This window comes from Vibrio olivae, assembly GCF_042428525.1.
Taxonomy (GTDB): Bacteria; Pseudomonadota; Gammaproteobacteria; order Enterobacterales; family Vibrionaceae; genus Vibrio; species Vibrio olivae.
Genome location: NZ_JBHMEP010000008.1, coordinates 69,270 through 95,070, shown reverse-complemented (window position 1 = coordinate 95,070; position 25,801 = coordinate 69,270). Strand labels below are relative to the sequence as shown.

Genomic DNA, 25,801 nt, shown 5'->3' with positions numbered 1-25,801 from the left:
AACCGAGCTTTGATGATAAAAAGCCGATTTTGTTATGTCTAATCGTTATTAGGAATAGGACAGGATGCCTAAAAGGCATTGTTTTGGCGTAACCAGACGATGATTTGGCGAACTCGGGGGAGGCTTTAAATAAACAAATTATGCTTAAAAGGCATAATATTGCATTTGATATAGGTATTGGACATAGAGTGAGCTATTGATTAGCGTAATAGTCAGCTTGGCATTTACAGCACAGGATAATAAATGCCAAGCGGTGATTTTTAACAATATGGATACTACGACCTTTGGTGTGTTTCACTACGTCGTTTCTGTGGAATAAGCGACTTACATTGCATACGCTGAGCGTAAATTTTTAATGTCTTTTGCAGGTGGCGCACCAAATAGGCGGCTGTACTCACGGCTAAACTGAGACGGGCTTTCATAACCGACTTTAAAGGTAGTCGCCATCGCGTCCAAGTTTTCCGTTAGCATCAGGCGACGGGCCTCATTGAGACGAAGTTTCTTTTGAAACTGAAGTGGCGTCATCGACGTCATTTCTCGAAAGTGACTGTAAAACGCTGATTTACTCATGCCCGCGTAATCCGCCAACAAGCCCACGTTCAAGCTTTCAATATAATTACTCTTCAACCACTCAATGGCTTTAGAGATCTGATTACTGTGGCTACCTGATGTCACGATATGGTAGAGCTGCTGCCCATGAGGAGAGGTTAAAAGGCGATAAAAGATCTCCCGTTTGATAACGGGAGCGAGAATTTTAACGTTCTCAGGTTCATCTTGCAGGGCGAGCAGTCGAACAAAGGCATCCAGCAAAGAGGTAGAAAGTTGGCCGACAGCAATTCCTTTTTGTGTCTTCTTACCTTGATTGAAGGTTAACTTACTGTCGATGATAAGCTGAGCGATCTCTTGAAGATCCAGCTCCAATATCACACCAAGATAAGGTTTTTCTTCTGATGCTTCGGTAATTCTCGCGATCAACGGTAAGTCGACAGAGGAGATCAAAAAACGTGTCGCATCATACTCGTAATTTTCTTCACCAAGCAACAGGCGTTTCGAGCCCTGGGCGATCAAACAGATACTGGGGTTATGGGTATAACTGGTGGGTTCAGTCGGTGAACACCAACGACTAAGTTTTAGACCAGGAATGTCAGTTTCAAAGTAATTGGCTTGCTGAGCGAACTTTGCTACGTAGTGAGCCAACTTCGCGGAAGCGGCGGCCATATCTGGTGATGGTTTACTGTTCATTTCCAAGTTACCTGCGAGTCTCGATATGGTTGAGAGGATAGACTATAACATCTAATTTGTCTAAAAAAGAAGAATATTAGGCAATTCTGATAGGGGTTGTTACCTTGATTCAAAAAATGAACTCTGTTCTTTTTATTCAATTTATACCTTCGTAGCCCAGTATTTTCAAGCAAATGTCAAAAGGCTGTCATTAATCTATGACTTTAAATTTAGAGTGATTAACCAATTTTTACTTATCAATAATTTTATTCATTTGGAGGAATAGGCAAAAATTGGCAAGGATCAGGCTAACCATTTTGAGCAGAGTCGTCGTAAAGTATCCATACTGTTTGAACGCAGAGCGTAATAAAGATTAACCCCATTGCGTTTATTCTTTTTTACTTATAACCACTATGTCGGAGGCATTGTCCATGCAAACAGAATTTAGCGAAAAGCAACTAGCCATTATTCCTATTTCAGCATTCACAGCGAGTGGCAACATTGAAAAACTGAAAACCAGTTTGAATGAGGGGCTTGACGCAGGGTTATCGATCAACGAAGTCAAAGAAGTTCTGGTTCAGCTGTACGCCTATGCTGGTTTTCCTCGCAGCTTGAATGGGATTGGCACCTTAATGAGCGTGGTTGAAGAGCGTAAACAGCGCGGCATTGAAGACGATCAAGGTAAAGACGCATCCCCGTTTCCTACAGACAAAACTAGCTTAGAGTTTGGTACCGACAACCAAACTAAGTTAGTCGGGCAAGCTGTCGCTGGGCCGATGTTTGATTTTTGCCCAGAGATTGACCACTTCTTAAAAGCGCATTTGTTTGGCGATATCTTTGAACGTGATGTTTTGAGCTGGCAAGACCGTGAATTAGCCACCATTGCTGCGCTAGCGAACATCGATGGTGTCAATAGCCAGCTTGGCTCACATATTGGTATCAGCCTCAATAACGGTATCAACCCAACACTACTTGAGCAGTTTATTGGCAGCCTACGCAAGCATTGTGGTGATGATATCGCCGATAACGCAAATCAAGTGTTGCAAAACGTTTTAAGTTAACTTGCCGCGTTTATTGTCCGTGAATCAGGACTTCACTCTCTTATAACAAGAGCCGCGAAGTAGAGATGGAAATCGTACTTTGGGCTTCAGTACCTCACCTTTAAAGGAGGAACTATGAGCACAGAAAAAAACGTAAAAATTCCAGCAGAGCTTGATGAACAACAATTTGATGGCATTGGTATTTTTCCAATCGGTGAAGAAAATACCGCGTATGCGGATTACTTTACTGGCACCAGCTACCTCGACATCCTAAATAAGGAAGGGGTTGGTGTTGGTAATGTCACTTTTGAACCTGGATGCCGCAACTTTTGGCATATTCACCATAAGGGTGGTCAAATTTTGCTCGGAACAGGTGGCCGTGGTTGGTACCAAGAGGCGGGTAAACCTGCTCAGCAAATGAAAGCAGGGGATGTGATTTATATCGCGCCTGGGACCAAACACTGGCATGGCGCGGCCAAAGATAGCTGGTTTTCTCACGTCGCAATTGATGTGCCAGCCGAAGGCAAAAGCAATGAGTGGTTAGAGCCTGTCTCTGACGAAGAATATGGTTTGCTCGATTAGTACTGTCCTTTAGTCCTAAGTACTGGTCTCTAAAGCAAACGAAGCTGAGTACCGTTTTACACTGCCTTTCTGGTGCTCAGCTCTTTTATTACTCGATGAACATTCAGTTCAATTGTTATCGAGCGACACGCAACAGTCTGTTGTGTGGAATTCAATACACCAAACTCGAGGAGAATGATTATGGCAACGGTTGATAATTATATTTTCACACTGAGCGAGAACGTCACTCGTAAACCTGTGTCTTACAAAACTCGCTACGGGATTAACATCTCTGCGGATTTGTATTTGCCGAAAGGTTTGAACGAAAGTGACCAACTACCCGCATTGGTTGTTGGTGCACCTTATGGCGGCGTTAAAGAACAAGGCCCAGGAGTCTACGCAAATGAACTCGCACAGCGTGGCTTTGCCGTATTGACCTTTGATCCGTCATACAACGGTTACAGCTCCGGTGAAGTTCGTCACTTATCGTCCCCAGATATTTTCGTTGAGGACTTCAGCGCTGCTGTCGATTTCCTTGGTACACGTCCTTTTGTGAATCGTGAGCAAATTGGGGTCATCGGTATTTGTGGTAGTGGTGGCTTTGCCCTTAGCGCGGCGCAGGTGGACCGCCGAATTAAAGCGGTTGCAACAACCAGCATGTATGACATTACTCGGATGCACGCAAAAGGTTTTGGTGATTCATTAACTGATGAGCAGCGCGCAGCGTGGCTTGACTCTATTGCAGAGCAGCGTTACGCGGAGTTTGAAGGCAATGCACCTGCGCTAACGGATCGCGGCGCACCAATCGGTTTTGATGAAAACACAGACGACATTGGTAAAGAATTTGGTGAATTTTACTCCACACCACGTGGTTACCATCCAAATTCCATCACGCAATTTACCATGACCAGTGCACCGTCAATGATGAATTTCTCAATTCTTGATCATCTTGATTGGATTTCACCTCGACCTATTTTGTTGGTTATCGGTGAACACGCGCACTCACGCTATTTCAGTGAAGATGTGTATCAGCAAGCGGGTGATGAGAAAGAACTGTTGGTGATTCCAAACGCAAACCACGTTGACCTTTACGACAAAACTGACGTGATTCCTTTTGACAAATTTGAAGCGTTCTTCAAAGACGCATTCTAATCGTAATACTGCGCCAGCCAATGCGCTGGCGCCTTTTCTGTTTTATTTTTAGGCAAGTTATTTATGCTCGACCAGATTCTAGAAAGTAATGAAATCTATGACCGATTCTACGAAGGGGAACGCCCTTTATTTGCGTTGAAAAATCAGCGCCTGAATAAAGTTCGTTTTTACCCGGGGGAGTCTGCACTCAAACACTCAAGTGATGTCACTGCTACTCAGTGTGAGTTTATGGGTAAGTACCCGTTCTGGCATAGCGAAAATATCGAGCTGGATAAGTGTTTATTTACTGTCTACGCACGTGCGGCCATTTGGTATACCCAAAATCTGACCATGAGAGATAGTGTGGTAGAAGCCCCAAAAATGTTTCGCCGTGTATCCAATTTAACCATTGAAAACTCGCGTTTTACGAGTGCAGGTGAAACGTTATGGCTGTGTGACAACATTCGCCTCACCAATGTGGAAATGAAGAGCGCCGATTATGTCTTCATGAACTGTGAAAACATCGAAATTGATAACTTCACACTGCAAGGTAATTACTCCTTCCAAGACGCGAAGAACGTGACCATCCGTAACTCCTACCTGAACTCTAAAGATGCGTTCTGGGGAACGGAAAATGTGACGGTTTACGACAGTGTGATTGAGGGTGAATACTTAGGTTGGCACTCCAAAAACCTGAAGTTGGTCAATTGCACCATTCGTGGTGAACAGCCTTTGTGTTATGCGAAAGACTTGGTCATGATCAACTGTAAAATGGTTGATACCGATTTATGTTTTGAATACGCAACACTCGAAGCAGAGATTGTTTCAGACATCATTAGTGTTAAAAATCCAAAAGCTGGGCATATCAAAGCCAAAGCGATTGGTGAGATTATTATCGATGAACATTGCCAAAATCCAGGTGGCTGTGTGATTGAGACACAAGAGGACTAAGCCGGGTATGAAAGGGTATAACTTTGACGAAATCACGCCAAGACGTGGTACAGGAAGTGCGAAATGGGATCTTTCTGAGGATCCAGAAATGTTACCTATGTGGGTGGCTGACATGGATTTCAAAACCGCGCCTGCGATTCTTTCGGCATTAGCGCGCCGAGTCGAACACGGTGTGTTTGGTTATACCAAAGTGCCTGACACTTACTACGTGGCGTTAAATGATTGGTTTACTCGTCGTCATCAGTTGCCCATTGAACGGGACTGGGTGATTTACACGTCTGGTGTGGTGCCCGCGTTGTCGGCAATTTTAAAAGCGCTCACACAACCGGGTGATGGCGTTATTGTGCAAACTCCGGCTTACAATTGCTTTTTTAGTTCAATTCGAAATACGGAGTGCCACTTGATTGATAGCCCGCTGCGTAATGTGAATGGCTACTATGAGATGGACTTTGACTTGCTTGAACAACAGGCCAAGCGCCCTGATGTCACCGTCATGATCTTATGTAACCCACATAATCCAGTAGGGCGAGCTTGGCGAGAAGACGAACTTCGCCGTGTCGGAGAGATTTGCTTCAAGCATGATGTCAAAGTCATCAGCGATGAAATTCATTGTGATTTGGTTTTCCCTGGGCAGAAACATCAGGCATTCGCTGCGCTTGGTGAGACGTTTTTGATGAACTCTGTGACGTGTAATTCGCCAAGTAAATCGTTCAATATCGCAGGGTTACAAATTGCGAATATCATCGCGGCCGAGCCCACCATTCGCCAGCGTGTCGATAAAGCAATTAACGTCCATGAAGTGTGTGACGTTAACCCATTCGGCGTTGAGGCGTTAATCGCCGCTTATACGCAAGGCGAGCAGTGGTTAGATGATTTGCGGGATTACTTATACGGTAACTACCAATTTGTCGCAGCGTTTTTAACCCAGCATCTGCCAGAGCTTACGTTAACGCAGCAAGAAGCGACGTATCTTGCATGGATTGATTGCCGAAATTTGAAACTCACTTCGCACGAAATCAGTCAGTTACTGAAAGAAAAGGGCCATTTGCACATTAGTGAAGGCACCATCTATGGTGATTTTGGTGAAGGGTATATTCGTTTGAATATGGCGTGTCCACGCCGTGTGCTTGAAGACGGACTCAATCGCCTAAAAAGCGTTTTGGGTTAACCAGCATCATGTAAAAAAGGGGGCGAAGATGTTGGAAATGAAAAAAGGCAGGAGCAAACCTATTGATTTGGGCTGTGATACCTGTGAAGGGACGGTGAAAAATAAACCCATTTTTCTCGCATTACTTTTGACCATGCTTGCGTGTGTCACCTTTGCCATCCCTAGTATTAGCCGTGCGGAGCAGAGTAATAATGCTTCGCCAACTCAACTTGAAAAAACTAATAGAGAAGCCAATAAGATGAAAATACGTTTTGTGTTTGATGACCGTACGGTTGAGGCGACCTTAGATGATACGCCAAGTACGCGCGATTTTGTGTCTCAGCTGCCATTGACTTTCGATCTTGAAGATTATGCAAGCACGGAAAAAATTGCTTACCTGCCTCGTAAATTAACGACAGAAGGCGCACCAAAGGGTAGCAGTTCAAGTGCTGGTGATATTGCCTACTATGCGCCTTGGGGCAACCTCGTGATCTTCTATAAGAGCTTTGGCTACGCTTCTGGGCTAATCCCGTTAGGTAAGCTAGATGGCGGCCTTGAGCGTTTCACCAAAGGTTCTTCTCACGTCACGATTGAATCTGCCGAATAATCGACGGGTTGAAGGTCTTTGGCCTCACTCGAACGCTCAATGCGTATTTGCGCAGTTTGATGTTACCGCAGGTTTCTACAATGTGTGGTCGGGGGTAAGTTTGTTTTGACCACACATTTCTTTTTTCTGCAGTAATCATGGAGTTGATATGGGGGAAGACGCGAGTCTCCCCCATTTTTGTATTCGAAAGTACACTGATTAGAAAAGGTGACGATATGAAAACAAGACAATTAGGCAACGGGCTTGAAGTGTCCGCTCTCGGTTTAGGCTGCATGAGGATGAGCTACTCCGACAAACCAACCGATAAACAACAAATGCTGACGTTCTTACGCCAATCGGTTGAAGCGGGGATGACGTTTTTTGATACCGCCGAAGTCTATGGTCCGTTCACCAATGAAACGTTGATTGGTGAAGCTTTTCAGCAGTTAGACAAAAGTGACTTAGTGATCGCGACGAAATTTGGTTTTAAGCACCAACCCAACATCGGTCCGACACCTGGCGAATTTGATAGTCGTCCAGAACAAATAAAACGGGTGGCTGAAGCGTCACTCAAGCGGCTTAACGTCGAGTGTATTGATCTCTTTTACCAACATCGAGTCGATCCCAATGTGCCGATAGAAGACGTTGCAGGTGCTGTACAGGATTTGATCCGTGAAGGAAAAGTCAAACACTTTGGTTTATCTGAAGCCAGTGCCGACATTATTCGCCGTGCTCATGCGGTTCAGCCTGTTTCAGCACTACAAAGTGAGTATTCTATTTGGTGGCGTGAGATTGAAACAGAGATTCTACCGACATGTGAAGCACTGGGTATAGGTTTAGTGCCATACAGCCCACTTGGCCGCGGTTATCTCACTGGCGCGATTACCAAGCAGACGACCTATGATAAAAGTGACCTTCGAGGCTGGAACCCAAGATTTACGCCTGAGGCGATTGACGCGAATCAGGTCGTCATCGACTTACTGGCAAGTATTGGTGAAAAGCACAACGCGACGTCGGCACAAATTGCCCTAGCTTGGTTATTGGCACAAAAGCCGTGGATTGTTCCTATTCCTGGGTCGAGAACGTTGTCACGCCTAGAAGAAAACATGGCGGCAGCGGACATTCAATTGAGCACTGAAGACTTACAACAGCTTGCGCAAGGTATGGCAAAAATTGAGGTCGTCGGCGATCGTTATTGATGTTACGCCATCAGTTAATAAAAAAGCCCTGCACATTATTGTGCAGGGCTTTTGCTCAGTAGATGATTGAGCTTAGGACATTACTTTGCGTTGTATTGCTCGTCGCTGACTTTTTCCATCCAAGTTACGTTCTTGCCGTCTTTATCACCCGTGATAGCAATATGAGTCATTGCTGAGTCTGGGCTTGCGCCATGCCAGTGTTTTACTCCAGGTGGACATACCACAACATCACCTTCATGAATGACTTGAACTGGACCTCCCCATTCCTGGGTAAGACCTGTCCCTTTTGTTACGATCAAACGTTGTCCAGCAGGGTGAGTGTGCCAAGCAGAGCGAGCTCCTGCTTCAAATGTTACGTAAGCAGCTGAGGCTGAGATGTCATCGGCAGGCTTGAAAAGCATGTCAACATTCGCCTGGCCTGTGAAGTAATCTTCTGGGCCAACAAACGATTGGTTGTCGCCACTTTTAATGACGGTGGTTTTAAGTTCTTCGCTGGCGATTGAACCGGCCGACAAAGTAAGGAATAGCGCAGCAATTGCGGTATAAGTCATTTTTTTCATGGTCTCTCCTTTATATTTCGCTTAGTCGCGTGATTCAAACACTTCTTTAAATACGGGTAGGGCAGAAAATGCTTTTGGCCAACCTGAGTAAAAGGCTAGTTGGGTTAAGATTTCTGACGCTTGTTCTTTGGTTAAGCCGTTATCCATTGCTTTGTTTAAATGGAAAGGCACTTGCTCTGCTTGACCGGACGCCACTAACGCACTGACGGTTACCAAGCTACGATCTTTTGGCGCAAGGTTTGGACGAAGCCATAAGTCTTTAAATAGCTTGTCTGTGGTGTATTGGACAACACCCGGCGAAACGTCGCCAAAACGCTCATCAACGAAATCAGCACGTGCTTTTTCTGCTTCTTCGTTAATCGGTAAAAGTTTGATGTTTGCAGGTTCAATGTCGCTAGATTTTATACCACGAGCTTTGTAGATAGGCTCTGCCGCTTTGACGGCTGACATTGCGTTACCCCAGCCAGCATAAAAAGCCAGGTGGGTCATAGTTTCAGACAACTCTTTTGGCGTTACACCATTATCAAGCGCTTGCTCGATTTGTTCGCTCATCACTGCAGTTTGGTCGCGCGCTATCGCTGCGGCAAAGGTGACAAGGCTACGCTCTTTTGGTGACAGTTCAGAACGCTTCCAAAGCTCGTTGTCCATAAACTCTTGCGTTTGTGCCATCTTTGGTGAAACGGTTTCGAGCATCGCCTTGCTTGAGCTGCTATCTGCAGCATAGACAGAGGCGGAAAGGAGCGAGACAAGCAAAGGGATTTGGTATCTTTTTTTCATAGACTAAAGTTCCTTGTTTTTAGCGTATCTTCGTGCAATGGTCTGAATAAACCGTCAGAGGTCGCCAAGTTGGTTTCCACTGACGGTTTGGGGGTGATCGTTTTCTGCTGTTGTTGCTGTAACCTGTAACAAAGGTTTCTGTATAGAAGGTATTACTGCTCACTACCATCTCAATAGCAACATGATCGGGGGTATTAACCGGATGATGTTTGCCTAATTCTCTATATCATTGAACAAAAATGGATACCTTTGCTTACTTAACTGTAGTTACCTTTCAACAGCATAGATGGTATTGTTACTAGTCTAGATACAGGCTGACGATACCAATATCACGTTTCTCCAAAACACTTGCTTGATTCTACAAAGCTAAGTTTGCCGTCAATTAAAGATGTAAGAAAATTTTACGGCTCGTAACAATTCACTTATTTGCGTCATTTTTATAAAGGGATTACCAAAATGAATGAGTTAACTCAGAGGTTTGCACAGCAAGTTGCCGTCCATATCGAACATGACGGCATGAATACGACTGAGCTTAAAGCGCTGAGTTTCTTTCGAGCGTCTCGTCCTACCCGATGCGATGCAAATATCTATAAACCCAGTTTTATTCTTACCCTTCAAGGGGTTAAAAGTTTATCTTTGCAAGGTGAGAATCAAGAGTTTGTCGCTGGGCAGTGTTTAGTGGCGTCGGTTGATATGCCGATTACGTCCAATATCGTCGATGCATCTGAACAAAAACCGTATCTATGCCTGGTGTTTGAATTGGACATGGATGTGTTAGTCAGTGTGATGCCAACGATTCAGGTCAATCCGCAAACTGAAGCGGCGGACATGCCAGCTGTGACGATTAATTCACCAACCGATGAATTGATGGATGTGATGCGACGCATGTTAGACTTGCTCGATAATCCAAGTGATGTGCCGGTGTTATATCCAATGCTTGAACGAGAGCTCGCCTATCGGTTGCTCAATACCCCGATGGGGGCGCGTCTTCGCCACTTATGCTCTTATGATTCATCCAGCAGTAAAATCATGCGCGCTGTGCAATATTTAAATGAACACTTCCACTGTCCAATTAAGGTTGAAACCTTAGCGAATGAAGTGAACATGAGCGTCTCTTCTTTGCATCAGCACTTTAAAACCATCACCATGCTGTCGCCTTTGCAGTTTCAAAAGAAGTTGCGTTTGTACGAAGCGCGTCGTTTGATTATGCAAGGTATGGAGATTTCCTCCGCGGCGTACCGCGTTGGCTATGAAAGTGCATCACAATTTAGCCGCGATTACGGACGTACGTTTGGTGTCGCCCCGTCACTTGACCGTAATACGCAAAATATTCCAGAGAGCACAATTAATCATCAAACCTTGGCTTAGAGACGCTTTCCTCACTGATTTTTGTAGAATCGTGCATATTTCAGAGAGAATTGAGCATACTAAAAGGGTCAACTATCTTTGATAATAGTACTCGCTGCCTTAACGGCAATAATCTTGACACTTATTCAATAGAAAAAGGTTATAAATTAATGAAAACATTAGGATATGCAGCTCATTCAGCTGACTCAGATCTCGTTCCTTACCACTTTGAACGCCGAGAATTGCGTCCAAATGATGTAGCAATTGAAATTTTGTATTCTGGTGTTTGTCACTCAGATTTGCATACAGTAAACGGCGACTGGGGTGATCAACCATACCCACTCGTTCCTGGTCATGAAATTGTAGGTAAAGTACTGTCTGTTGGTTCAGATGTGAAAAACTACAAAGTGGGTGACCAAGTTGCTGTTGGTTGTATGGTCGATAGCTGTCAAAAGTGTGATCAATGCCATAATCATGAAGAGCAATTCTGCCGTCACGGTATGACACCAACGTACGGTGCACCTGATCGTCAATCTGGTGAAATCACTCAAGGTGGTTATTCTAAACACATCGTCGTTCGTGAAGAGTTCGTTCTAAGCATTCCAGAAAGCATGGATCTATCTCGTACAGCACCTATTCTATGTGCAGGTATTACGACTTACTCTCCACTTCGTCACTGGGGTGTGAAAGAAGGTTCTCGCGTCGGTGTTGTTGGCCTTGGTGGTCTTGGTCACATGGCGGTAAAACTTGCTGTTGCAATGGGCGCAGAAGTGACCGTTATCAGCCGTTCTAAATCAAAAGAAGAAGAAGCAAAAGCACTCGGTGCTAAAGGCATCCTTGCTTCATCTGATGCTGATGAAATGCAAGCAAATGGTGCTGCGTTTGATCTTATCATCGACACCGTACCAGTAAAACACGACGTGAACGTGTACACGCCACTGCTAGACGTTAACGGTTCTCTTGTTATCGTTGGTCAAGTCGGCCCACTAGAAGAGCTTATGTCAGTACCACTTGTGTTCAACCGTCGCAGTGTCGCAGGTTCTCTCATCGGTGGTATCAAAGAGACTCAAGAAGTGATCGATTTCTGTGCTAAGCACGACATCTACCCAGAATGTGAAATGATCAAGATGGACGGTATCAATGGTGCATTTGAGCGTCTAGCTCAAGGTGACCTAGCACACCGTTTCGTGATTGATATGTCTTCACTGAGCGTAGACTAAGAAATTCTAATAAATCCAATTATTGGGTGAACCAAACGGCGATGCTTAGCATCGCCGTTTTTTTATGGGCGTAACTTGATACTGAAGTGGAGTGGGATACTCATAGTATTGAAATGATTTATCTCGTTTAACACTATCAAAACGCCGTTATTTCAGTAAGATAAATTGAAATTTATTCCTGGAGTTTGATGATATGTACAAGGATTTTTCTGCAGAATTAGCATGGGCTGCCCGTCATATGCCCCGAACTCACGCGGCGATTGCCGCCTTGCCTGATTTAAATGGGGTCAAACTTGCGTGCAACATGCATTTGGATTTGAAAATGGCGCCGTTAGTTGGCGGACTCCTCGATAAAGGCGCGGAAATTTATCTCACCACGTGCAACCCAACCACAGTCCAAAATGACGTCGTCGATTATCTCAAACACAAGGGGGCATGTGCTCACGCATGGCGTGATATGAGTGAGCAGGATTGGTTTGACTCTTTCGATAAAGCCTTGGATTGGCAGCCGAGCCATTTGTGCGAAATGGGCGCGGACTTAACTTCTCGCCTGCATCAAATGCCACGTCAACATAAGATTAAAGCTGGCCTAGAAGCTACGGGGTCAGGCATTAGTCGTTTAGGTGGGGTTACGCCTGATTACCCCATTTTTAACTGGGATGATCTACCCGTTAAAGAGGGGCTGCATAATCGACACATGGTAGGACTAACGGCTTGGCATACCTTTTTTCAAACCACACACCTGACCTTACATGAAAAAATTGTGGTCGTGATCGGCTATGGGTTGGTCGGGCAGGGCGTTGCGGCCTCTGCAAAGGCTTATGGCGGACAGGTGCAGATCGTTGAGTTAGATCCGGCGCGTGCACTGCAAGCTAAATACGATGGTTGGCCAGTCGTTGAGCTCGCCGAAGCTGCCCAGTATGCCGATGTGATCGCCACCGCGACAGGCGCGGATGATGTGGTCAGTGCGACTCACTTGCAGGCGATGAAAGATGGTGTCTTTGTCTTGAATGTCGGGCATGTGGCAAAAGAAATTAATGTTGAGTATCTCAAGCAAGTGGCGACGCACACTCAGCCGATGCCTCATGTTGACGCTTATCAATGGAATAGTAAAACGGTCTACCTTTTGGCCGATGGTTCAATGTTTAATTTAACGGCAGGGTATGGCGACAGCCTCAATGCGTTTGATGTGACGCTTGCAGTGATGGCAAGTGGCATTGGGCATATTGTCGGGCAAGGTTCAAGCCACCAAGCGGGCTTGTATCTGTTGCCAGAATCGGCATGGAAATCGGCACTTTAATCCGAGCAATAAAGTGAAATGAAGCCACCTAAGAGGTGGCTTTTTGTTGAAGAGTGAATGCGCTGGTTTCTTCAATCGGGTAGGCAATGGTCTTATTGCCGACCACATGCGTGATGGTTTGCGGTTTAATGATTTTCCACTGTGGATCACTGTCGAGGGGTTCTGAGGCTAAAACCATGGCATCTTGTTGCGGTTTCGCGAAAATGGTTGGTGGCTGCTCATCGGTACTGTATCTGACAACCCAGAATTGGTCGCCATCAGAAATGCACATTGAGGCTTTAAATGGATGCTCACCCGCCTGCTTTTCTTCGATGACTGATTCAATTTCAGCAATCGTGGTGCGTATAGCTTTGACTGGTGTATGACGCAGACCATTTTTGATCATCAATAGAAAGATTAATTCGCTGTCTGTTGTTCCGCGCTTTTCAATATACAGGTATTCCGGTAATCGGCGTTCTAACTCGTATTTGACCTTTGTAAAGTCGCCAATTTGTCCATTGTGTAAGAACATCCAATTGCCAATGATAAACGGATGGCAGTTACTGCGCGATACTTGGGTTCCTGTTGAAGAACGGATATGTGCCATAAAACGGTGTGAGCGAATGTGGTGTGTCAGGGACTTTAAGTTTTCGTCACCCCAAGCGGGTAATACTTCATGAAATTGCCCAGGAGTACTTCGCTCGGTATACCAACCCAGGCCAAAACCATCAGCGTTGACTCGAGTAATCGCCTTGCGAGCTTCGAGACTCTGATGGATGAGTGAATACTCTGGTTCATATACCAATTCATCAAGGTAAATAGGACTGCCTTGATAAGCAAGCCAGCGGCACATAGGAAGAATCCTTCATTAACAACATCTCTATCAATCAAACACCTTTTCTGAACTTTTAGCAATAACTCTAGACAATGAGCGCGTTGTTCCATGAGAAATAATGCCGGGCGGAGCATCGTGACCCGCGCCATTTTTCGCAGTGCGTTTGGGACATGTGCTTAACGTGTTGTTGTCAGGTGGTAAACATTGAGTAATTGTTTTGAAATATGCCAAGGGAAAATGTGCGACGCTTATAATGTTTTTCCTTACATTGGGAATGGTTAATGGCTTTTATTACACTAATAATGAGAATTTAGTCACAAAAACTTTACTTAGCATGCTAAGTATTATACATTGCTTAGCCTGCTAAGTAATGGTGTAGCCAAATAATGAAGTTAGACATCCATAACGCAAATGAATTGTCGCCTGTCGAACAGATGAGTCGAGCAACTCGATTGTGGAAAACCGTGGCCGACGAAGAACTTTCGCCACTCGGTTTAACCCATTCGCGTTGGACTGCGTTGTGGAAGTTAAAACGGCTAGGCGACAACGTAAGCCAGAAGACATTAGCCGATGCACTAGAAATCGAGCTCGCTTCTTTAATGCGTACACTCAATCAACTTGAAGAACAAGGGTTGGTGACGCGTCACTGTTGTGAGCATGATAAACGTGTCCGTAATGTTCGCTTAACTGCGCAAGGTAACGTAATCCTTGAGCAGTTGGAGCAGCGTATTTTCAATGTTCGTCGTCAAATTCTTCAGGGTATCAGTGAAGAAGAAATGCAATTAATGCGTTCAATCCTTGAAAGAATTTCTCTCAACGCCACTGCCGTACTTAGTGAATAAGTCATCCTATTTGTATTAAAGAGAAGTAATGTTCTATGACCCCAGATCAGAAATTTACCCGCTGGATTAAAATATCCTGCTCGGTATTCCTTGCTTTATTTGTTTATTTTCTGATTGCTGATTTGGCGATGCCAGTGACACCACAAGCGATGGCGACTCGAGTGACGACCAAAGTCGCGCCTCGTGTTAGTGGTCAAATCACCAACATTTATGTCCACAACAACCAAGTTGTCCATAAAGGTGATGTGCTGTTTGAAATCGATCCTCAGCAATATGAGTTGGCAGTAGAAAAAGCAAAGCTCAACTTAGAAACGGTAAAACAAAATAACGCTCAACTTGATGCTTCTATCGCAGCGGCGCGTGCGGACGTGGTTGCGGCGGAAACGACGCTTGCCCAAAGACAACGTGAAGCAAACCGTCTTGATACGCTGTTTAATCGTAAGGGCACTTCGCAGCAGTTACGTGATGATGCCGTTAGTGAGGCTACCGCAGCCAAAGCCAATTTGCTCGCCTCAAAAGCGCGTTTAAAACAGCTGATTGTAAGCCGCGGAGACACATCCGATAACAACATTAATATTCGTGTTGCTCGTAACGAGTTAGATTCGGCGATATTAAATCTTTCATACACACAAGCTGTGGCAGAGAGTGATGGGATTGTCACTAACTTACAACTGGAATCGGGAACGTACACGGCCGCGGGAACCCCTTTGGTCGCGTTGGTCTCAAATAAAGTGGATGTGATTGCCGATTTTCGTGAAAAAAGTCTGCGTCACTTTACCACGGACAGCAAAGCGTTGGTGGCGTTTGACAGCAAACCAGGCCAAGTGTTTGAAGCGGCAGTCAGCAGTATTGATGCCGGGGTTAGCGACGGACAGATTGAAGCTAATGGCCGTTTAGCCGCGCCAACAACATCTAACCGTTGGGTTCGAGATGCTCAGCGTATGCGCCTGCACGTTGATATCCTTGAGTCCGATATTGCAGAGAACATGCCATCAGGAGCACGCGCCAGTGTTCAATTAGTACCAGACGGCTTTTTCTTTGGCTTTTTAGCCCGTGTGCAAATTCGTTTCTTGAGCATCCTCCACTACATTTACTAACGGAGGCGGTATGAAACTTTGGGACCATTCGATGTCTGAAAATGACTTCAGACAATGTTTGCGTATCGCGTGTGGCTCTACGCTCGGGTTTACTATCTGCAAGTTGTTTGGTTGGAATAACGGTGTCTTTTTTACCGTCACACCTATGTTGCTGCTTGGAATGGTGCCTGTCATGAGCATGAGTGCAGCGAAGCAACTGCTTGCGGCTGGTGTGGTCTGCGGTCTGGAAGTGGGACTGCTTGGTGGCTATTTCGGTAGTCACCCAATGATGATGACGATGATCGTTTTCCTGCTTTTCATTGGCAAATTCGCAGCCATGTCTAAAGGCAGTTTGTTCCTGTTTGGGGCAAACAGTGTCATCAGCTTGAGTATTATGTTGCATTTTGCCAGCTATCAGTCGACGGATCTCAATGAATTAATTATGGGTAACTTGCTTGCCAATATTCTTTCGATTGGTATTGCGTATTTGATGACCTATTTGATTCCCGATGTCGAACCGCGTCAGCCACCACCAAGGCCAACCGAGCCGAAAAAATCGCACCGTATGCGTCATGAAGCGTTGATGGGCGCGACCATCGCCACATTATCATTTTTGGTGTTTCAGATTTTTGACCTTAGTGATTCCATGTCGGCCCAAGCGACGACGTTGCTATTGCTTTTTCCCATGCATTGGAATGGCGCATTAGGGTACGCGCGCAAACGGGCAATGGGCACTTTGATGGGGGTGAGCTTCGGTATGGTGGGGCAGTTATTTCTTTATGACTGGTCTGGATTACTGCTGTTTGTCGTCCCACTGCTTTGGATTGGCACCATGGTGTTTAGCTACATGCACGTTAAAGAATCCAGTGGTTCTGGTGCCGGATTCGGTGGGCTGACCACGCTGGGAATTCTGTTTGGACAGTATCTCGCGCCAGACGGCGACCTAGTGTTTAGTGCGCTATATCGAGTGAGCAGTGTATTGTTTGCCATCGTTGTTACATTACTTGTTACCTATATTGTGCACCGCTTTCTTAACATGTTTGACGCCACGAGGTTTAGCCACGATTAACCGATTTTATGCAGCAAACACCCCCAAAGGGAGCGCTTTCCATGTCGGCTAGCGCTTCTTTTTATTGCTTGGGGTGTTAACCGTCACAGGCTGCATACTTTACACCCAGCACAATGGCTGGGTGTTTTTTTATCCACGCTTGCGCTTAGCTGTGTTCCTCACTCCAGGCTTGTTTGGTTTGTGGCTGAGTCTCTTCCTCTTCCGATAGAATCAGCGTCATAATTATTGCCGCGATACCACTGGTGGTGACTGGCGAGCCTAGAACACTTTGCAGCAGTTTTGGCATCTCTTTCACGATGTCAGGAACCAGCATAACGCCCAGCCCAATGCCAAACGAAACCGCTAGAATCATTAAGTTTCTACGATCAAGCTGCTCACGAGCAATAATTTTAATGCCCGCGGCCGCCACAGTGCCAAACATCACCAAGGTTGCACCACCAATCACCGGTTTAGGGATTGTCGTTAAAATGCCGCCGATAATGGGAAACAGACCTAAAACGAATAAGATCAGAGCCACAAAATAACCGACATAACGACTCGCAATACCAGTAAGGTGAATCACACTGTTATTTTGGCTGAACGTGGTGTTGGGAAAAGTGTTAAATACCGATGCGATGAGTGAGTTGACCCCGTCCCCTAAAATGCCGGACTTAATGCGTCGCAGATAAGTCGGCCCTGTGACTGGCTGTTTAGTGATCATACAGTTTGCGGTTAAATCGCCTGTCGATTCAATCGCTGTAATGGCATAAATAACCGCGATTGGGACGAAAGCATACCAATCAAAATCAAAACCGTATTTGAAGGGCACCGGAATACTGACCATGGGCTGGTTAAACGCGCCCTCAAGATTTACCATCCCCATTAATGCCGCGATCGCGTAGCCAACCACCATACCCACCAGGATTGATGACAAACGCACCATGAGGTTTTTTGAACGGTTCATTAGGATAATCGTAACCAGTACCACGGCGCCGAGCGCCAAGTTATGCCACTGACCGAAATCCGGCGCTTTCATTCCACCCGCTAAGTCTGTCATGCCGACTTTAATCAGTGAAATACCAATGGTGGTAACAACGACACCAGTAACGATCGGAGTAATAATTTTGCGAAGCTTGCCAATAAACTGGGACAGAAAAATTTCAATAAATGCACCGACAAAACACACGCCAAAGATCAACGATAAGATCTCTTCAGGGCCGCCACCTTTCGATTTGGCAATAAAACCGGCCGCCAAAACAGAGCCCAAAAACGCAAAACTGGTACCTTGTACGCATATCATCCCAGCGCCAATGGGACCGATACGCCGCGCTTGAATAAACGTGCCGACACCAGAGACAATGAGTGCCATGCTAATTAAATACGGGACATGAGATCCCAAACCAAGCACGCCGCCAATCACCAGCGTCGGGGTAATAATTCCAACGAAACTCGCAAGAACATGCTGCAAACCGGCGTAAAAGGCAGGCACGGTTTCGGGTTTGTCATCGAGCGCATAAATCAGCTCGTCACTTCCTTGTTTAGACATAATACTTTCCTGTATACAATGTTGTTTTCGTTATTGTATTAGTTTTAAGCAAGCTATATGCCATGCTGTGTTATTCAAATTTATCTTTATTTATTAGAAGCTTAGGTTTAATGATGCGGTTCTGGTCTAGAGCTTTTGCACCAAAATTGGGATAAGAGGCTAGGCGCATAAAAAAAGCCACTCTCAGGAAGGGGCGAGTGGCTTTGGCTTGGTGAAAGGATTGGAACGATTTAAAAAACGCCTTCAACCATTATTTCGGCGGATGGTTCTCTATCCAGTGATGGGCGATTTGCTCGCGAGTGGTTACCCACACATCATCGAATGATTGCACGTAATCAAGGAATTTTTTCAGCGCCATAAAGCGACTTGGCTTACCTAAAATTCGGCAGTGCATACCGATATTCATCATCTTAGGCTTGGTTTCACCCTCTTGATACAAACAGTCAAAGTTCTCTTTCAAATATTGGAAGAACTCTTCCCCATGGCTAAAACCGTACGGCGACGCGAAGCGCATGTCGTTGGTATCAAGAGTATAAGGAATCACGAGGTGTGGTTTGGTTTGACCTTCACCATTAGGAACGTCAGTCCAAAACGGCAGGTCGTCACCATAATAGTCAGAGTCATAAAGTAGGCCTTCTTGCTCGGCGACCAATAAGCGTGTATTCGGTGAATCACGGCCAGTATACCAACCAATAGGACGCTTCCCGGTCAAGTTTTCAATGATCTCAAGCGCTTCATGCATATGCTGACGCTCTTCTTCCATCGACTTGTCTTGATAGTGAATCCATTTCAGACCGTGACACGCAATCTCGTGTCCATCTTCCATTATTGCTTTCAAAACTTCAGGGTTGCGCTGCAATGCGGTTGCAACACCAAAAATGGTCAGTGGCAACTGGCGTTTTTTGAACTCATTGAGAATGCGCCAAACCCCGGCACGTGACCCGTATTCGTACAAAGATTCCATGCTCATATGGCGAGCGGGGTAGGGTTCTGCGCCTGCCATTTCTGAAAGGAAAGTTTCCGCGTGTGGGTCACCATGTAAGACACAGTTTTCACCACCTTCTTCGTAATTTAATACAAACTGTACGGCAATTTTGGCTTTATTGGGCCAGTTGGCGTCTGGCACATTGTCTCGACCGTAGCCGATATAATCTCGTGGGTTATTTACGTCCATGTTGAGTTCCTTGTTGTTTTAATTAGCGGCTTAAATGTGCGTAGCGTCCAATGAAGGCTTTGCTTAATGGCGCAGCGTATTGCCCGCTTTTTGACGTTGTCAGTTTGAGTTGATGCAGTGATTCTGCCAGTTTGACTGCGGCGGCAACCCCATCAATAACGGGGACTTGCAGCTCAAGGCTTAATTCATTGGCCAAATCAGACATTCCTGCACAGCCGAGCACAATGGCTTCGGCGCCATCTTGTTCAATCGCTGCACGGCACTCGTCCAACAGTTGTTGATAGATACTGTGTTCTACGTGTTCTAAATCTAATACCGGAATGTCGGTGGCACGAACGCCAGAACAAAGATGCGCGTAACCGTAACGATCCAACAGATGGTGGGCCGCTGGCAAGGTTCTGCTCATGGTCGTCACCACACCAAAGCGATGAGCAACAAGGCTCGCGAGTTGGAACGCGGCACCCGCGATGCCGATAACGGGGGCATGAGCAATTTCGCGCGCCGCATCAATAGAAGGATCACCAAAACAGGCGATGATATGCGCATCGACGCCTTGCTGTTCGCCATCAGCGATAACATCCAATACTGCGGCACCAGCAATGGCTTCATCAAAAGCACTCTCTATACTTTCAGGCCCATGAGCAGGTGAGCGGGCAAGAATGTCACTCGTTGGTAAGGCAACGCTCTGTGCACTTTGGGCTATTTTATCGGTCATCCCTTGGCAGGTATTAGGGTTGATAATTTGAATTCGCATAATTATTCCATTCCAGAGAAAAGCTTTTGGAAATCAATGTGATCATCGCGTTTACCTCGAAGCGAGATAGAGGCTTTGATCTGTTTGAGATGATGAGTCATCCAGTGCTGGGCCTGTTCGATTTTTCCATTATCAATCAGTTCCAGCAAAGCGTGGTGATCGCCACAATCACAGCTTACGCTTTCACGCGTACCGTAGGCGGCAATCACTAATGACGAGCGGTAACAAAGTTGCTCAATAAATTCAGCGAGTACGGAGTTGTTACCCAGCTTAGCCAGTTCATAGTGAAACTTGGCGGTGAGGTGTATTGAGCTGGCAAGGTCACCTTCGCGATCGGCGCGTTTTTCCTCTTCCACCATCGTCACGAAATGGTCAAGGCAACGTGGCTGCCAATTATCGATCACATCGGGTAATAGAAGCGGCTCTAACATAATGCGGCTCTCGAGAACCTCTTCCGCTTCTTGGCGGCTGGGGCGGTTTACTTGCGCACCTTTGTTGGGTTGAATAACGACAAAGCGTTCAATTGCCAAGCGTTGTAGCACTTTTCGTATGCCTGTCCGGCTCACTCCAAACGCTTCAGATAGCTTATCTTCGGGAAGGCGCTCACCAGGAGGTAATTGGTGCTCAACGATGGCTTTCAACATCTTTCGATAAATCTTCTCGTCGTTAGACATGATACTCTCTTTGCTACGGTTGTATACAAAATATCTTAGCAATATGTATACCATTTTATTAGTACTTTTTTACCTTACTATTTCCAGTAAAAGCGTGACTTTTCACCGTTTACCGAGAAAGCCTTGCACCGCAAGGTTGCAATTGTGATCGATCTTAGTGCAATTGCGCTTAAAAATGTCTATTGAGTTTTCGATAAACCTAGAAAATACGTTGCTTTAACGTTTTGGCACACAACTTGTATTTAGGATTGTATACAATGTGCGATAAGGAAATAAAACAATGGAAAAGGACTTTACTCCTAGTAAACGTTTAAGCAACGAGGATCTCGCTCCTGATAAAGAACAGAAGTGGGGTTGGTACAGTATTTTTGCTTTTTGGATGTCTGATGTTCACAGCGTGGGTGGCTATGTGTTCGCAGCGAGTCTGTTTGCCCTTGGGCTAAACGGAATTCAGGTCTTCATCAGTTTGTTAGTCGGCATTATGGTGGTGATGCTGTTTGCAAACTTGATGGGCAAGCCTGGACAAAAAGCCGGTGTGCCATTCCCGGTGGTCGCTCGTATGTCATTTGGTGTGTTTGGAGCCAATATTCCAGCTGTGATTCGTGGCCTGATTGCGGTGGTTTGGTACGGGATTCAGACCTTCTTGGCTTCTAGCTCATTCATCATTCTTTTACTTTACTTTTTCCCGAATATGGCAAGCCTTTCTGAGCCGACTTTCTTAGGGCTTTCTTATTTAGGTTGGGTTGGTTTCATCGCAATGTGGGTGATTCAAGGGATTGTTTTCATGTTTGGTATGGATGCGATTCGTAAAGTGATTGATTGGTCTGGGCCTGCGATTTACATTGCAATGTTTGCGCTTTGTATTTACATGATAAACCTTGCTGGTTGGGACAACATTAGCTTTAACCTAAGTTCTAAAAAACTGGAAGGTTGGGATGCGTTTGTCCAAATGTTTATCGCATCTGCCTTGGTGGCTGGGTACTTTGCTGGACCAACGTTAAACTTTAGTGACTTCTCTCGCTACTGTGGTAGCTACAAAAAGCTCAAATTAGGCAACTGGTTGGGTCTACCTCTGAACTTTGTTTTGTTTTCTGTTTTCAGTGTGGTGATTGTTTCGGCTTCTCTACCTGTATTTGGTGAGATGATTACTGATCCAGTTGAAACCGTAAAACGCCTTGATTCTGGTTTAATTACGGTGCTTGGTGCGATGACATTTATCTTCGCTACCGTCGGCATCAATATTGTGGCGAACTTTGTTGCGCCAGCGTTTGACTTCTCTAACGTTTCTCCACAAAAGATCAGCTTTAAAGCGGGCGGGTTTATTGCCGCTTTTGGTTCCGTACTGTTGACGCCTTGGAACCTGTTTAATAACCCAGAAGTGATTCACTACACAGTGGATGTATTGGCGGCGATGATTGGGCCACTGTACGGCATTATCTTGGTTGACTACTACCTCGTGAAGAAAGGCGAAATTGACATTCCTTCACTGTACACCGAGTCACCTAAAGGGCTTTACTGGTACGAGAATGGTATCAATATGAAGAGCGTATACGCGTTAGTATTTGCTGGTTTGGTGGCGATTGTCACGACCTTCATTGTCACTGATTTAGCGAACTATTCATTGTTCATCGGTGGTGCGGTTGCAGCACTGTCTTATCGAATCATGATGCAGTCATCATCGGTAAAATTATCAACGCTCGAAATGTCGAAGCAAAAAGGCTAAAAATGGTAAGGCTGTCTGTTTTATGCAGACAGCCTTTGCTTATATGAATACAAACAGAGATAATGAAACGATTGCACCAACAAGATTCATTGTTGCACCAAAAGTTTCACTTTATTAATTGAATAGTAAATTATAAATCCGCACTTGGTACTAACTGACTCATATCATTGCGGTTTTTATTTTGCTTCGGTTTGGCACGAACGTTGCGATGTTAACGGTAATTGTTTCAAACGTTTCATTTAGTTTAAGGAGATACAGAGTGAAATTGAGCAATGTGATATCAAAAGCGATGATAGCGCTTGGGTTGCTACTAGGAGTGAGCCATGCCCAAGCAGACCAATTGGAGACCGTCAAACAACGTGGTGTACTAAAAGTGGCGGTGCCGCAAGACTTTCCACCGTTTGGTTCGGTGGGCACTGATTTGCAGCCACAAGGGTACGACATTGATATGGCGGCGTACTTAGCGGACAAAATGGATGTCAAACTGGAGCTTGTTCCGGTTACTAGCGCTAACCGTATTCCTTACTTACAAACGGGTAAAGTGGATTTAGTGATTTCAAGCATGGGTAAAAACCCAGAACGTGAGAAAGCCATCGATTTTACTCAAGCATACGCGCCGTTTTATTTGGGCGTGTTTGGCGCGAATGAAGAATCAGTGTCTGCACCTAGTGATCTGAGCGGTAAAACCGTCGGTGTGACTCGAGGTTCTGTGGAAGATTTGGAGCTGAGTAAACTGGTAGGTGACGATACCGTGATCAAGCGTTTTGAAGACAATAACGCGACGCTGTCATCGTACTTATCAGGTCAAGTGAGCTTAATTGCAACCGGGAACCTAGTGGTGACTGAAATTGCCAATCGCTTTCCGGGTAAAGCGCCTGAAACCAAGTTCTTGCTGAAAAACTCCCCTTGCTATGTCGGTGTCGCTAAAGGTGAAACCGCGCTGGTTGAAGAAGTTAACACGCTCATAGATGAAGCGAAGCAACAAGGCGTGCTTGAGGAATTGTCTCAGAAATGGTTGAAAGCACCGTTTCCTAAAGATCTCGGTGCATAGGGCTTACTATGAGTTATCAGCTAGATTTTAGTGGGCTGACTCCCTACCTGCCGCAGTTTGTGGCAGGGCTTGGCACCACGGTTGAGCTTACCTTGATATCAACGGTGTGTGGTCTAGGGCTGGGCACGCTGTGCGCTGCGGCAAAAACCAGTCAAAGCCAGTGGCTGAGATGGCTTTGCTCGCTATATGTTGAAGTGATTCGAAATACGCCTTTTATTGTGCAGTTGTTCTTTATCTTTTTTGGTTTACCAGCGCTGGGGCTCAAGCTATCTGCGTGGCAGGCTGGGTTTATTGCCATGGTCATTAACCTTGGGGCTTACTCAACCGAAATTTTAAGAGCGGGTATTGAAGCAACACCAAAAGGGCAGTGGGAAGCGGGGAAAACGTTAGGATTAACCAGACGCCAAATTTTTATGCGTATCGTGATTCCACCGGCCTATCAACGGGTTTACCCAGCCATCGTCAGTCAATGCATTATCGTGATGCTCGGTTCTTCCGTGGTGTCGCAGATTTCGGTGGAAGACTTAACGTTCGCCGCCAACTTTGTGCAGTCACGAAGCTTTTTAAGTTTTGAGTCTTACATTATGACAGCGGCGATTTATTTGGTACTTGCGATTGTGATGCGTCAGTGTTTTGCGCTGGTTAAACGCGTTACGTTTAGAAACCCATCGCTGTAGGAGGCACGGTTATGATGCAATTTACTGATTGGGATATCGTACGTAGCTTGTTGCTGGCTGCACGTTGGACCATCGCACTGTCTTTGATTGCGTTTGTTTGCGGTGGTTTGTTGGGATTGGTATTGACGTTTTTACGCAGTACACGTAACCCCGCATTTGGTTATTTGATTAAGGCGTATGTTGAAGTGTTTCAAGGGACGCCGTTGTTAATGCAGCTGTTTTTGGCCTTTTTTGGGTTATCACTGGTTGGGATTGAAGTGAGCCCTTGGACGGCGGCAACATTGTCATTAACGCTATTTAGTAGCGCTTTTTTTCACGATATATGGCGTGGGTGTATCGAGTCACTGCCAAAAGGACAGTGGGAAGCATGCCGCACAATGGGCTTGAGCTATCTGCAAAGCATGCGTTATGTGATTGCGCCACAAGCTGCGCGCTTAGCTATCGCGCCTACGGTTGGGTTCTCGGTGCAAATTGTTAAAGGCACCGCGTTAGCGTCGATCATTGGTTTCGTCGAATTGACAAAAGCAGGAACCATGCTGAATAACGCGACGTTCCAGCCGTTTAAAGTGTTTGCGTTAGTCGCGCTGCTTTACTTTGTTATTTGTTACCCGCTTTCTCTTTTGGCGCGTTATTTGGAGGCTCGCAATCATGTCGCTGGTTAGTGTTGAACAAGTCCATAAATATTATGGCGAAAACCACGTTCTAAAAGGGGTCGACCTTAAAGTTGAGCCGGGGGAAGTGGTCTCGATTATCGGTCGCAGTGGGTCGGGGAAAAGCACCTTACTGCGTTGTATGAATGGGTTAGAAACCTATCAAGATGGGGTGGTTATCGTCGACAACCAAGCGGTCGAAAATGATGAGTACAAGCTGCGCTTGCTCAGTCGTAGTGTTGGCATGGTGTTTCAAAGCTTCAACTTATTTCCACATATGACTGTGGGAGAAAACGTGATGCTTGCACCAAAGTTGGTACTAAGAAAAACGCCTTCAGAGTGTGAAACTCTTGCTCGTGAGCTGCTGGAAAAAGTTGGGCTTTCGGACAAATTTGATGCCTATCCGACCAATCTGTCAGGCGGGCAGCAGCAGCGTGTTGCCATTGCTCGCTCTTTGGCAATGAATCCTAAAGTGCTGCTGTGTGATGAAATTACCTCTGCCCTTGATCCGGAATTAGTCGGTGAAGTGCTTAAGGTGTTAGAGCAACTCAAAGCAGAAGGCATGACGCTGATTCTCGTTACGCACGAAATGAACTTTGCCCGCGATGTTGGTGACCGGGTGGTGTTTATGAATCAAGGCAAAGTGTGGGAAACGGGGCAAAGTGATGTGGTGTTTGCCAATCCGCAAACCCCTGAGCTACAGAGTTTTCTTTCTGCGGTACGTTAAGTGTC

The 25,801-nt window shown here is 45.6% G+C and carries 26 protein-coding genes; 18 read left to right on the top strand and 8 right to left on the bottom strand.

What is annotated here, in order from left to right; all coding sequences use genetic code 11:
• Positions 1-324: 324 nt before the first annotated feature.
• Positions 325-1,242 (bottom strand): AraC family transcriptional regulator, encoded by a 918-nt coding sequence (locus ACFFUV_RS18670; protein ID WP_390195776.1) that lies wholly within the window; start codon positions 1,240-1,242, stop codon positions 325-327.
• Positions 1,243-1,652: 410 nt separating this feature from the next.
• Here ACFFUV_RS18670 and ACFFUV_RS18665 point away from each other — a divergent pair, with 410 nt between their 5' ends.
• The 7 genes from ACFFUV_RS18665 to ACFFUV_RS18635 all read left to right on the top strand — a co-directional run bounded on the left by ACFFUV_RS18665 (position 1,653) and on the right by ACFFUV_RS18635 (position 7,836).
• Positions 1,653-2,282, top strand: coding sequence for a carboxymuconolactone decarboxylase family protein (locus ACFFUV_RS18665; RefSeq protein WP_390195774.1), 630 nt, complete (start codon positions 1,653-1,655; stop codon positions 2,280-2,282).
• 114 nt (positions 2,283-2,396) lie between these two features.
• Positions 2,397-2,843, top strand: coding sequence for a cupin domain-containing protein (locus tag ACFFUV_RS18660; RefSeq protein ID WP_390195772.1), 447 nt, complete (start codon positions 2,397-2,399; stop codon positions 2,841-2,843).
• A gap of 180 nt (positions 2,844-3,023) precedes the next feature.
• On the top strand, positions 3,024-3,974 hold the full coding sequence (locus ACFFUV_RS18655; protein WP_390195770.1) for an alpha/beta hydrolase: 951 nt from the start codon (positions 3,024-3,026) through the stop codon (positions 3,972-3,974).
• Between the two features lie 63 nt (positions 3,975-4,037).
• On the top strand, positions 4,038-4,904 hold the full coding sequence (locus tag ACFFUV_RS18650) for a DUF3737 family protein (RefSeq protein ID WP_390195768.1): 867 nt from the start codon (positions 4,038-4,040) through the stop codon (positions 4,902-4,904).
• Between the two features lie 7 nt (positions 4,905-4,911).
• A complete protein-coding gene (locus tag ACFFUV_RS18645; protein ID WP_390195766.1) occupies positions 4,912-6,072 on the top strand; it encodes a MalY/PatB family protein in 1,161 nt (386 codons plus the stop codon).
• A gap of 28 nt (positions 6,073-6,100) precedes the next feature.
• The gene (locus ACFFUV_RS18640) at positions 6,101-6,658 is read left to right on the top strand and encodes a cyclophilin-like fold protein (RefSeq protein WP_390195764.1); all 558 of its coding nucleotides are present in this window, start codon (positions 6,101-6,103) and stop codon (positions 6,656-6,658) included.
• A gap of 215 nt (positions 6,659-6,873) precedes the next feature.
• The gene (locus ACFFUV_RS18635; protein ID WP_390195762.1) at positions 6,874-7,836 is read left to right on the top strand and encodes an aldo/keto reductase; all 963 of its coding nucleotides are present in this window, start codon (positions 6,874-6,876) and stop codon (positions 7,834-7,836) included.
• Positions 7,837-7,916: 80 nt separating this feature from the next.
• Here the strand turns inward: ACFFUV_RS18635 and ACFFUV_RS18630 are convergent, their stop codons facing one another.
• Together ACFFUV_RS18630 and ACFFUV_RS18625 are read right to left on the bottom strand one after the other, a co-directional pair.
• Entirely contained in the window at positions 7,917-8,396 is a 480-nt protein-coding gene (locus tag ACFFUV_RS18630) for a (R)-mandelonitrile lyase (protein WP_390195760.1), read from the bottom strand.
• 21 nt (positions 8,397-8,417) lie between these two features.
• Positions 8,418-9,173 carry a carboxymuconolactone decarboxylase family protein gene (locus ACFFUV_RS18625; RefSeq protein ID WP_390195758.1) on the bottom strand — a complete coding sequence of 252 codons (756 nt, stop codon included), beginning with the start codon at positions 9,171-9,173 and terminating at the stop codon, positions 8,418-8,420.
• 456 nt (positions 9,174-9,629) lie between these two features.
• Here ACFFUV_RS18625 and ACFFUV_RS18620 point away from each other — a divergent pair, with 456 nt between their 5' ends.
• The 3 genes from ACFFUV_RS18620 (at position 9,630) to ACFFUV_RS18610 (ending at position 13,040) form a co-directional block, all read left to right on the top strand.
• The gene (locus ACFFUV_RS18620; protein ID WP_390195756.1) at positions 9,630-10,541 is read left to right on the top strand and encodes an AraC family transcriptional regulator; all 912 of its coding nucleotides are present in this window, start codon (positions 9,630-9,632) and stop codon (positions 10,539-10,541) included.
• 149 nt (positions 10,542-10,690) lie between these two features.
• Positions 10,691-11,740: an NAD(P)-dependent alcohol dehydrogenase gene (locus tag ACFFUV_RS18615; protein ID WP_390195754.1), complete on the top strand. Its 1,050-nt coding sequence runs from the start codon at positions 10,691-10,693 to the stop codon at positions 11,738-11,740.
• 193 nt (positions 11,741-11,933) lie between these two features.
• Entirely contained in the window at positions 11,934-13,040 is a 1,107-nt protein-coding gene (locus ACFFUV_RS18610; protein ID WP_390195752.1) for an adenosylhomocysteinase, read from the top strand.
• Between the two features lie 28 nt (positions 13,041-13,068).
• Here the strand turns inward: ACFFUV_RS18610 and ACFFUV_RS18605 are convergent, their stop codons facing one another.
• The gene (locus ACFFUV_RS18605; RefSeq protein ID WP_390195750.1) at positions 13,069-13,872 is read right to left on the bottom strand and encodes a class II glutamine amidotransferase; all 804 of its coding nucleotides are present in this window, start codon (positions 13,870-13,872) and stop codon (positions 13,069-13,071) included.
• 368 nt (positions 13,873-14,240) lie between these two features.
• Between ACFFUV_RS18605 and slyA the strand changes: the two genes are divergently transcribed.
• From slyA to ACFFUV_RS18590, 3 genes are read left to right on the top strand one after another with little or no spacing between them, the layout of a single operon-like run.
• Complete coding sequence (gene slyA, locus ACFFUV_RS18600; RefSeq protein WP_390195748.1) at positions 14,241-14,696, top strand: transcriptional regulator SlyA; 456 nt, start codon at positions 14,241-14,243, stop codon at positions 14,694-14,696.
• A gap of 35 nt (positions 14,697-14,731) precedes the next feature.
• Entirely contained in the window at positions 14,732-15,793 is a 1,062-nt protein-coding gene (locus tag ACFFUV_RS18595) for an HlyD family secretion protein (RefSeq protein WP_390195746.1), read from the top strand.
• A gap of 10 nt (positions 15,794-15,803) precedes the next feature.
• The gene (locus ACFFUV_RS18590; protein WP_390195744.1) at positions 15,804-16,841 is read left to right on the top strand and encodes a DUF2955 domain-containing protein; all 1,038 of its coding nucleotides are present in this window, start codon (positions 15,804-15,806) and stop codon (positions 16,839-16,841) included.
• 145 nt (positions 16,842-16,986) lie between these two features.
• On the opposite strand, the gene ACFFUV_RS18585 is transcribed toward ACFFUV_RS18590, so the two are convergent.
• The 4 genes from ACFFUV_RS18585 to ACFFUV_RS18570 form a co-directional block, all read right to left on the bottom strand.
• Positions 16,987-18,366, bottom strand: a complete 1,380-nt coding sequence (locus ACFFUV_RS18585) for a nucleobase:cation symporter-2 family protein (protein ID WP_390195742.1) — start codon at positions 18,364-18,366, stop codon at positions 16,987-16,989.
• A gap of 250 nt (positions 18,367-18,616) precedes the next feature.
• Positions 18,617-19,540: an allantoinase PuuE gene (gene puuE, locus ACFFUV_RS18580; protein ID WP_390195740.1), complete on the bottom strand. Its 924-nt coding sequence runs from the start codon at positions 19,538-19,540 to the stop codon at positions 18,617-18,619.
• A gap of 22 nt (positions 19,541-19,562) precedes the next feature.
• The gene (locus ACFFUV_RS18575) at positions 19,563-20,294 is read right to left on the bottom strand and encodes an aspartate/glutamate racemase family protein (RefSeq protein ID WP_390195738.1); all 732 of its coding nucleotides are present in this window, start codon (positions 20,292-20,294) and stop codon (positions 19,563-19,565) included.
• A 2-nt stretch (positions 20,295-20,296) separates the two neighbouring features.
• Positions 20,297-20,968: a GntR family transcriptional regulator gene (locus ACFFUV_RS18570; RefSeq protein ID WP_390195736.1), complete on the bottom strand. Its 672-nt coding sequence runs from the start codon at positions 20,966-20,968 to the stop codon at positions 20,297-20,299.
• Positions 20,969-21,248: 280 nt separating this feature from the next.
• Here ACFFUV_RS18570 and ACFFUV_RS18565 point away from each other — a divergent pair, with 280 nt between their 5' ends.
• The 5 genes from ACFFUV_RS18565 (at position 21,249) to ACFFUV_RS18545 (ending at position 25,796) form a co-directional block, all read left to right on the top strand.
• On the top strand, positions 21,249-22,691 hold the full coding sequence (locus ACFFUV_RS18565; protein WP_390195734.1) for an NCS1 family nucleobase:cation symporter-1: 1,443 nt from the start codon (positions 21,249-21,251) through the stop codon (positions 22,689-22,691).
• 259 nt (positions 22,692-22,950) lie between these two features.
• Complete coding sequence (locus ACFFUV_RS18560; RefSeq protein ID WP_390195732.1) at positions 22,951-23,742, top strand: transporter substrate-binding domain-containing protein; 792 nt, start codon at positions 22,951-22,953, stop codon at positions 23,740-23,742.
• An 8-nt stretch (positions 23,743-23,750) separates the two neighbouring features.
• Positions 23,751-24,419 (top strand): amino acid ABC transporter permease, encoded by a 669-nt coding sequence (locus ACFFUV_RS18555; RefSeq protein ID WP_390195730.1) that lies wholly within the window; start codon positions 23,751-23,753, stop codon positions 24,417-24,419.
• Between the two features lie 11 nt (positions 24,420-24,430).
• A complete protein-coding gene (locus ACFFUV_RS18550) occupies positions 24,431-25,081 on the top strand; it encodes an amino acid ABC transporter permease (RefSeq protein WP_390195727.1) in 651 nt (216 codons plus the stop codon).
• Positions 25,068-25,796, top strand: a complete 729-nt coding sequence (locus tag ACFFUV_RS18545) for an amino acid ABC transporter ATP-binding protein (RefSeq protein WP_390195725.1) — start codon at positions 25,068-25,070, stop codon at positions 25,794-25,796. Before ACFFUV_RS18550 ends, ACFFUV_RS18545 begins: the two co-directional genes overlap by 14 nt.
• The last annotated feature ends 5 nt before the right edge of the window (positions 25,797-25,801 follow it).

What these genes read in the sequence shown, in the direction of transcription:
- ACFFUV_RS18670 (WP_390195776.1), bottom strand. Translation starts at nt 1,242, where the DNA reads ATGAACAGTAAACCATCACCAGATATGGCCGCCGCTTCCGCGAAGTTG.
- ACFFUV_RS18665 (WP_390195774.1), top strand. Translation starts at nt 1,653, where the DNA reads ATGCAAACAGAATTTAGCGAAAAGCAACTAGCCATTATTCCTATTTCA.
- ACFFUV_RS18660 (WP_390195772.1), top strand. Translation starts at nt 2,397, where the DNA reads ATGAGCACAGAAAAAAACGTAAAAATTCCAGCAGAGCTTGATGAACAA.
- ACFFUV_RS18655 (WP_390195770.1), top strand. Translation starts at nt 3,024, where the DNA reads ATGGCAACGGTTGATAATTATATTTTCACACTGAGCGAGAACGTCACT.
- ACFFUV_RS18650 (WP_390195768.1), top strand. Translation starts at nt 4,038, where the DNA reads ATGCTCGACCAGATTCTAGAAAGTAATGAAATCTATGACCGATTCTAC.
- ACFFUV_RS18645 (WP_390195766.1), top strand. Translation starts at nt 4,912, where the DNA reads ATGAAAGGGTATAACTTTGACGAAATCACGCCAAGACGTGGTACAGGA.
- ACFFUV_RS18640 (WP_390195764.1), top strand. Translation starts at nt 6,101, where the DNA reads ATGTTGGAAATGAAAAAAGGCAGGAGCAAACCTATTGATTTGGGCTGT.
- ACFFUV_RS18635 (WP_390195762.1), top strand. Translation starts at nt 6,874, where the DNA reads ATGAAAACAAGACAATTAGGCAACGGGCTTGAAGTGTCCGCTCTCGGT.
- ACFFUV_RS18630 (WP_390195760.1), bottom strand. Translation starts at nt 8,396, where the DNA reads ATGAAAAAAATGACTTATACCGCAATTGCTGCGCTATTCCTTACTTTG.
- ACFFUV_RS18625 (WP_390195758.1), bottom strand. Translation starts at nt 9,173, where the DNA reads ATGAAAAAAAGATACCAAATCCCTTTGCTTGTCTCGCTCCTTTCCGCC.
- ACFFUV_RS18620 (WP_390195756.1), top strand. Translation starts at nt 9,630, where the DNA reads ATGAATGAGTTAACTCAGAGGTTTGCACAGCAAGTTGCCGTCCATATC.
- ACFFUV_RS18615 (WP_390195754.1), top strand. Translation starts at nt 10,691, where the DNA reads ATGAAAACATTAGGATATGCAGCTCATTCAGCTGACTCAGATCTCGTT.
- ACFFUV_RS18610 (WP_390195752.1), top strand. Translation starts at nt 11,934, where the DNA reads ATGTACAAGGATTTTTCTGCAGAATTAGCATGGGCTGCCCGTCATATG.
- ACFFUV_RS18605 (WP_390195750.1), bottom strand. Translation starts at nt 13,872, where the DNA reads ATGTGCCGCTGGCTTGCTTATCAAGGCAGTCCTATTTACCTTGATGAA.
- slyA (WP_390195748.1), top strand. Translation starts at nt 14,241, where the DNA reads ATGAAGTTAGACATCCATAACGCAAATGAATTGTCGCCTGTCGAACAG.
- ACFFUV_RS18595 (WP_390195746.1), top strand. Translation starts at nt 14,732, where the DNA reads ATGACCCCAGATCAGAAATTTACCCGCTGGATTAAAATATCCTGCTCG.
- ACFFUV_RS18590 (WP_390195744.1), top strand. Translation starts at nt 15,804, where the DNA reads ATGAAACTTTGGGACCATTCGATGTCTGAAAATGACTTCAGACAATGT.
- ACFFUV_RS18585 (WP_390195742.1), bottom strand. Translation starts at nt 18,366, where the DNA reads ATGTCTAAACAAGGAAGTGACGAGCTGATTTATGCGCTCGATGACAAA.
- puuE (WP_390195740.1), bottom strand. Translation starts at nt 19,540, where the DNA reads ATGGACGTAAATAACCCACGAGATTATATCGGCTACGGTCGAGACAAT.
- ACFFUV_RS18575 (WP_390195738.1), bottom strand. Translation starts at nt 20,294, where the DNA reads ATGCGAATTCAAATTATCAACCCTAATACCTGCCAAGGGATGACCGAT.
- ACFFUV_RS18570 (WP_390195736.1), bottom strand. Translation starts at nt 20,968, where the DNA reads ATGTCTAACGACGAGAAGATTTATCGAAAGATGTTGAAAGCCATCGTT.
- ACFFUV_RS18565 (WP_390195734.1), top strand. Translation starts at nt 21,249, where the DNA reads ATGGAAAAGGACTTTACTCCTAGTAAACGTTTAAGCAACGAGGATCTC.
- ACFFUV_RS18555 (WP_390195730.1), top strand. Translation starts at nt 23,751, where the DNA reads ATGAGTTATCAGCTAGATTTTAGTGGGCTGACTCCCTACCTGCCGCAG.
- ACFFUV_RS18550 (WP_390195727.1), top strand. Translation starts at nt 24,431, where the DNA reads ATGATGCAATTTACTGATTGGGATATCGTACGTAGCTTGTTGCTGGCT.
- ACFFUV_RS18545 (WP_390195725.1), top strand. Translation starts at nt 25,068, where the DNA reads ATGTCGCTGGTTAGTGTTGAACAAGTCCATAAATATTATGGCGAAAAC.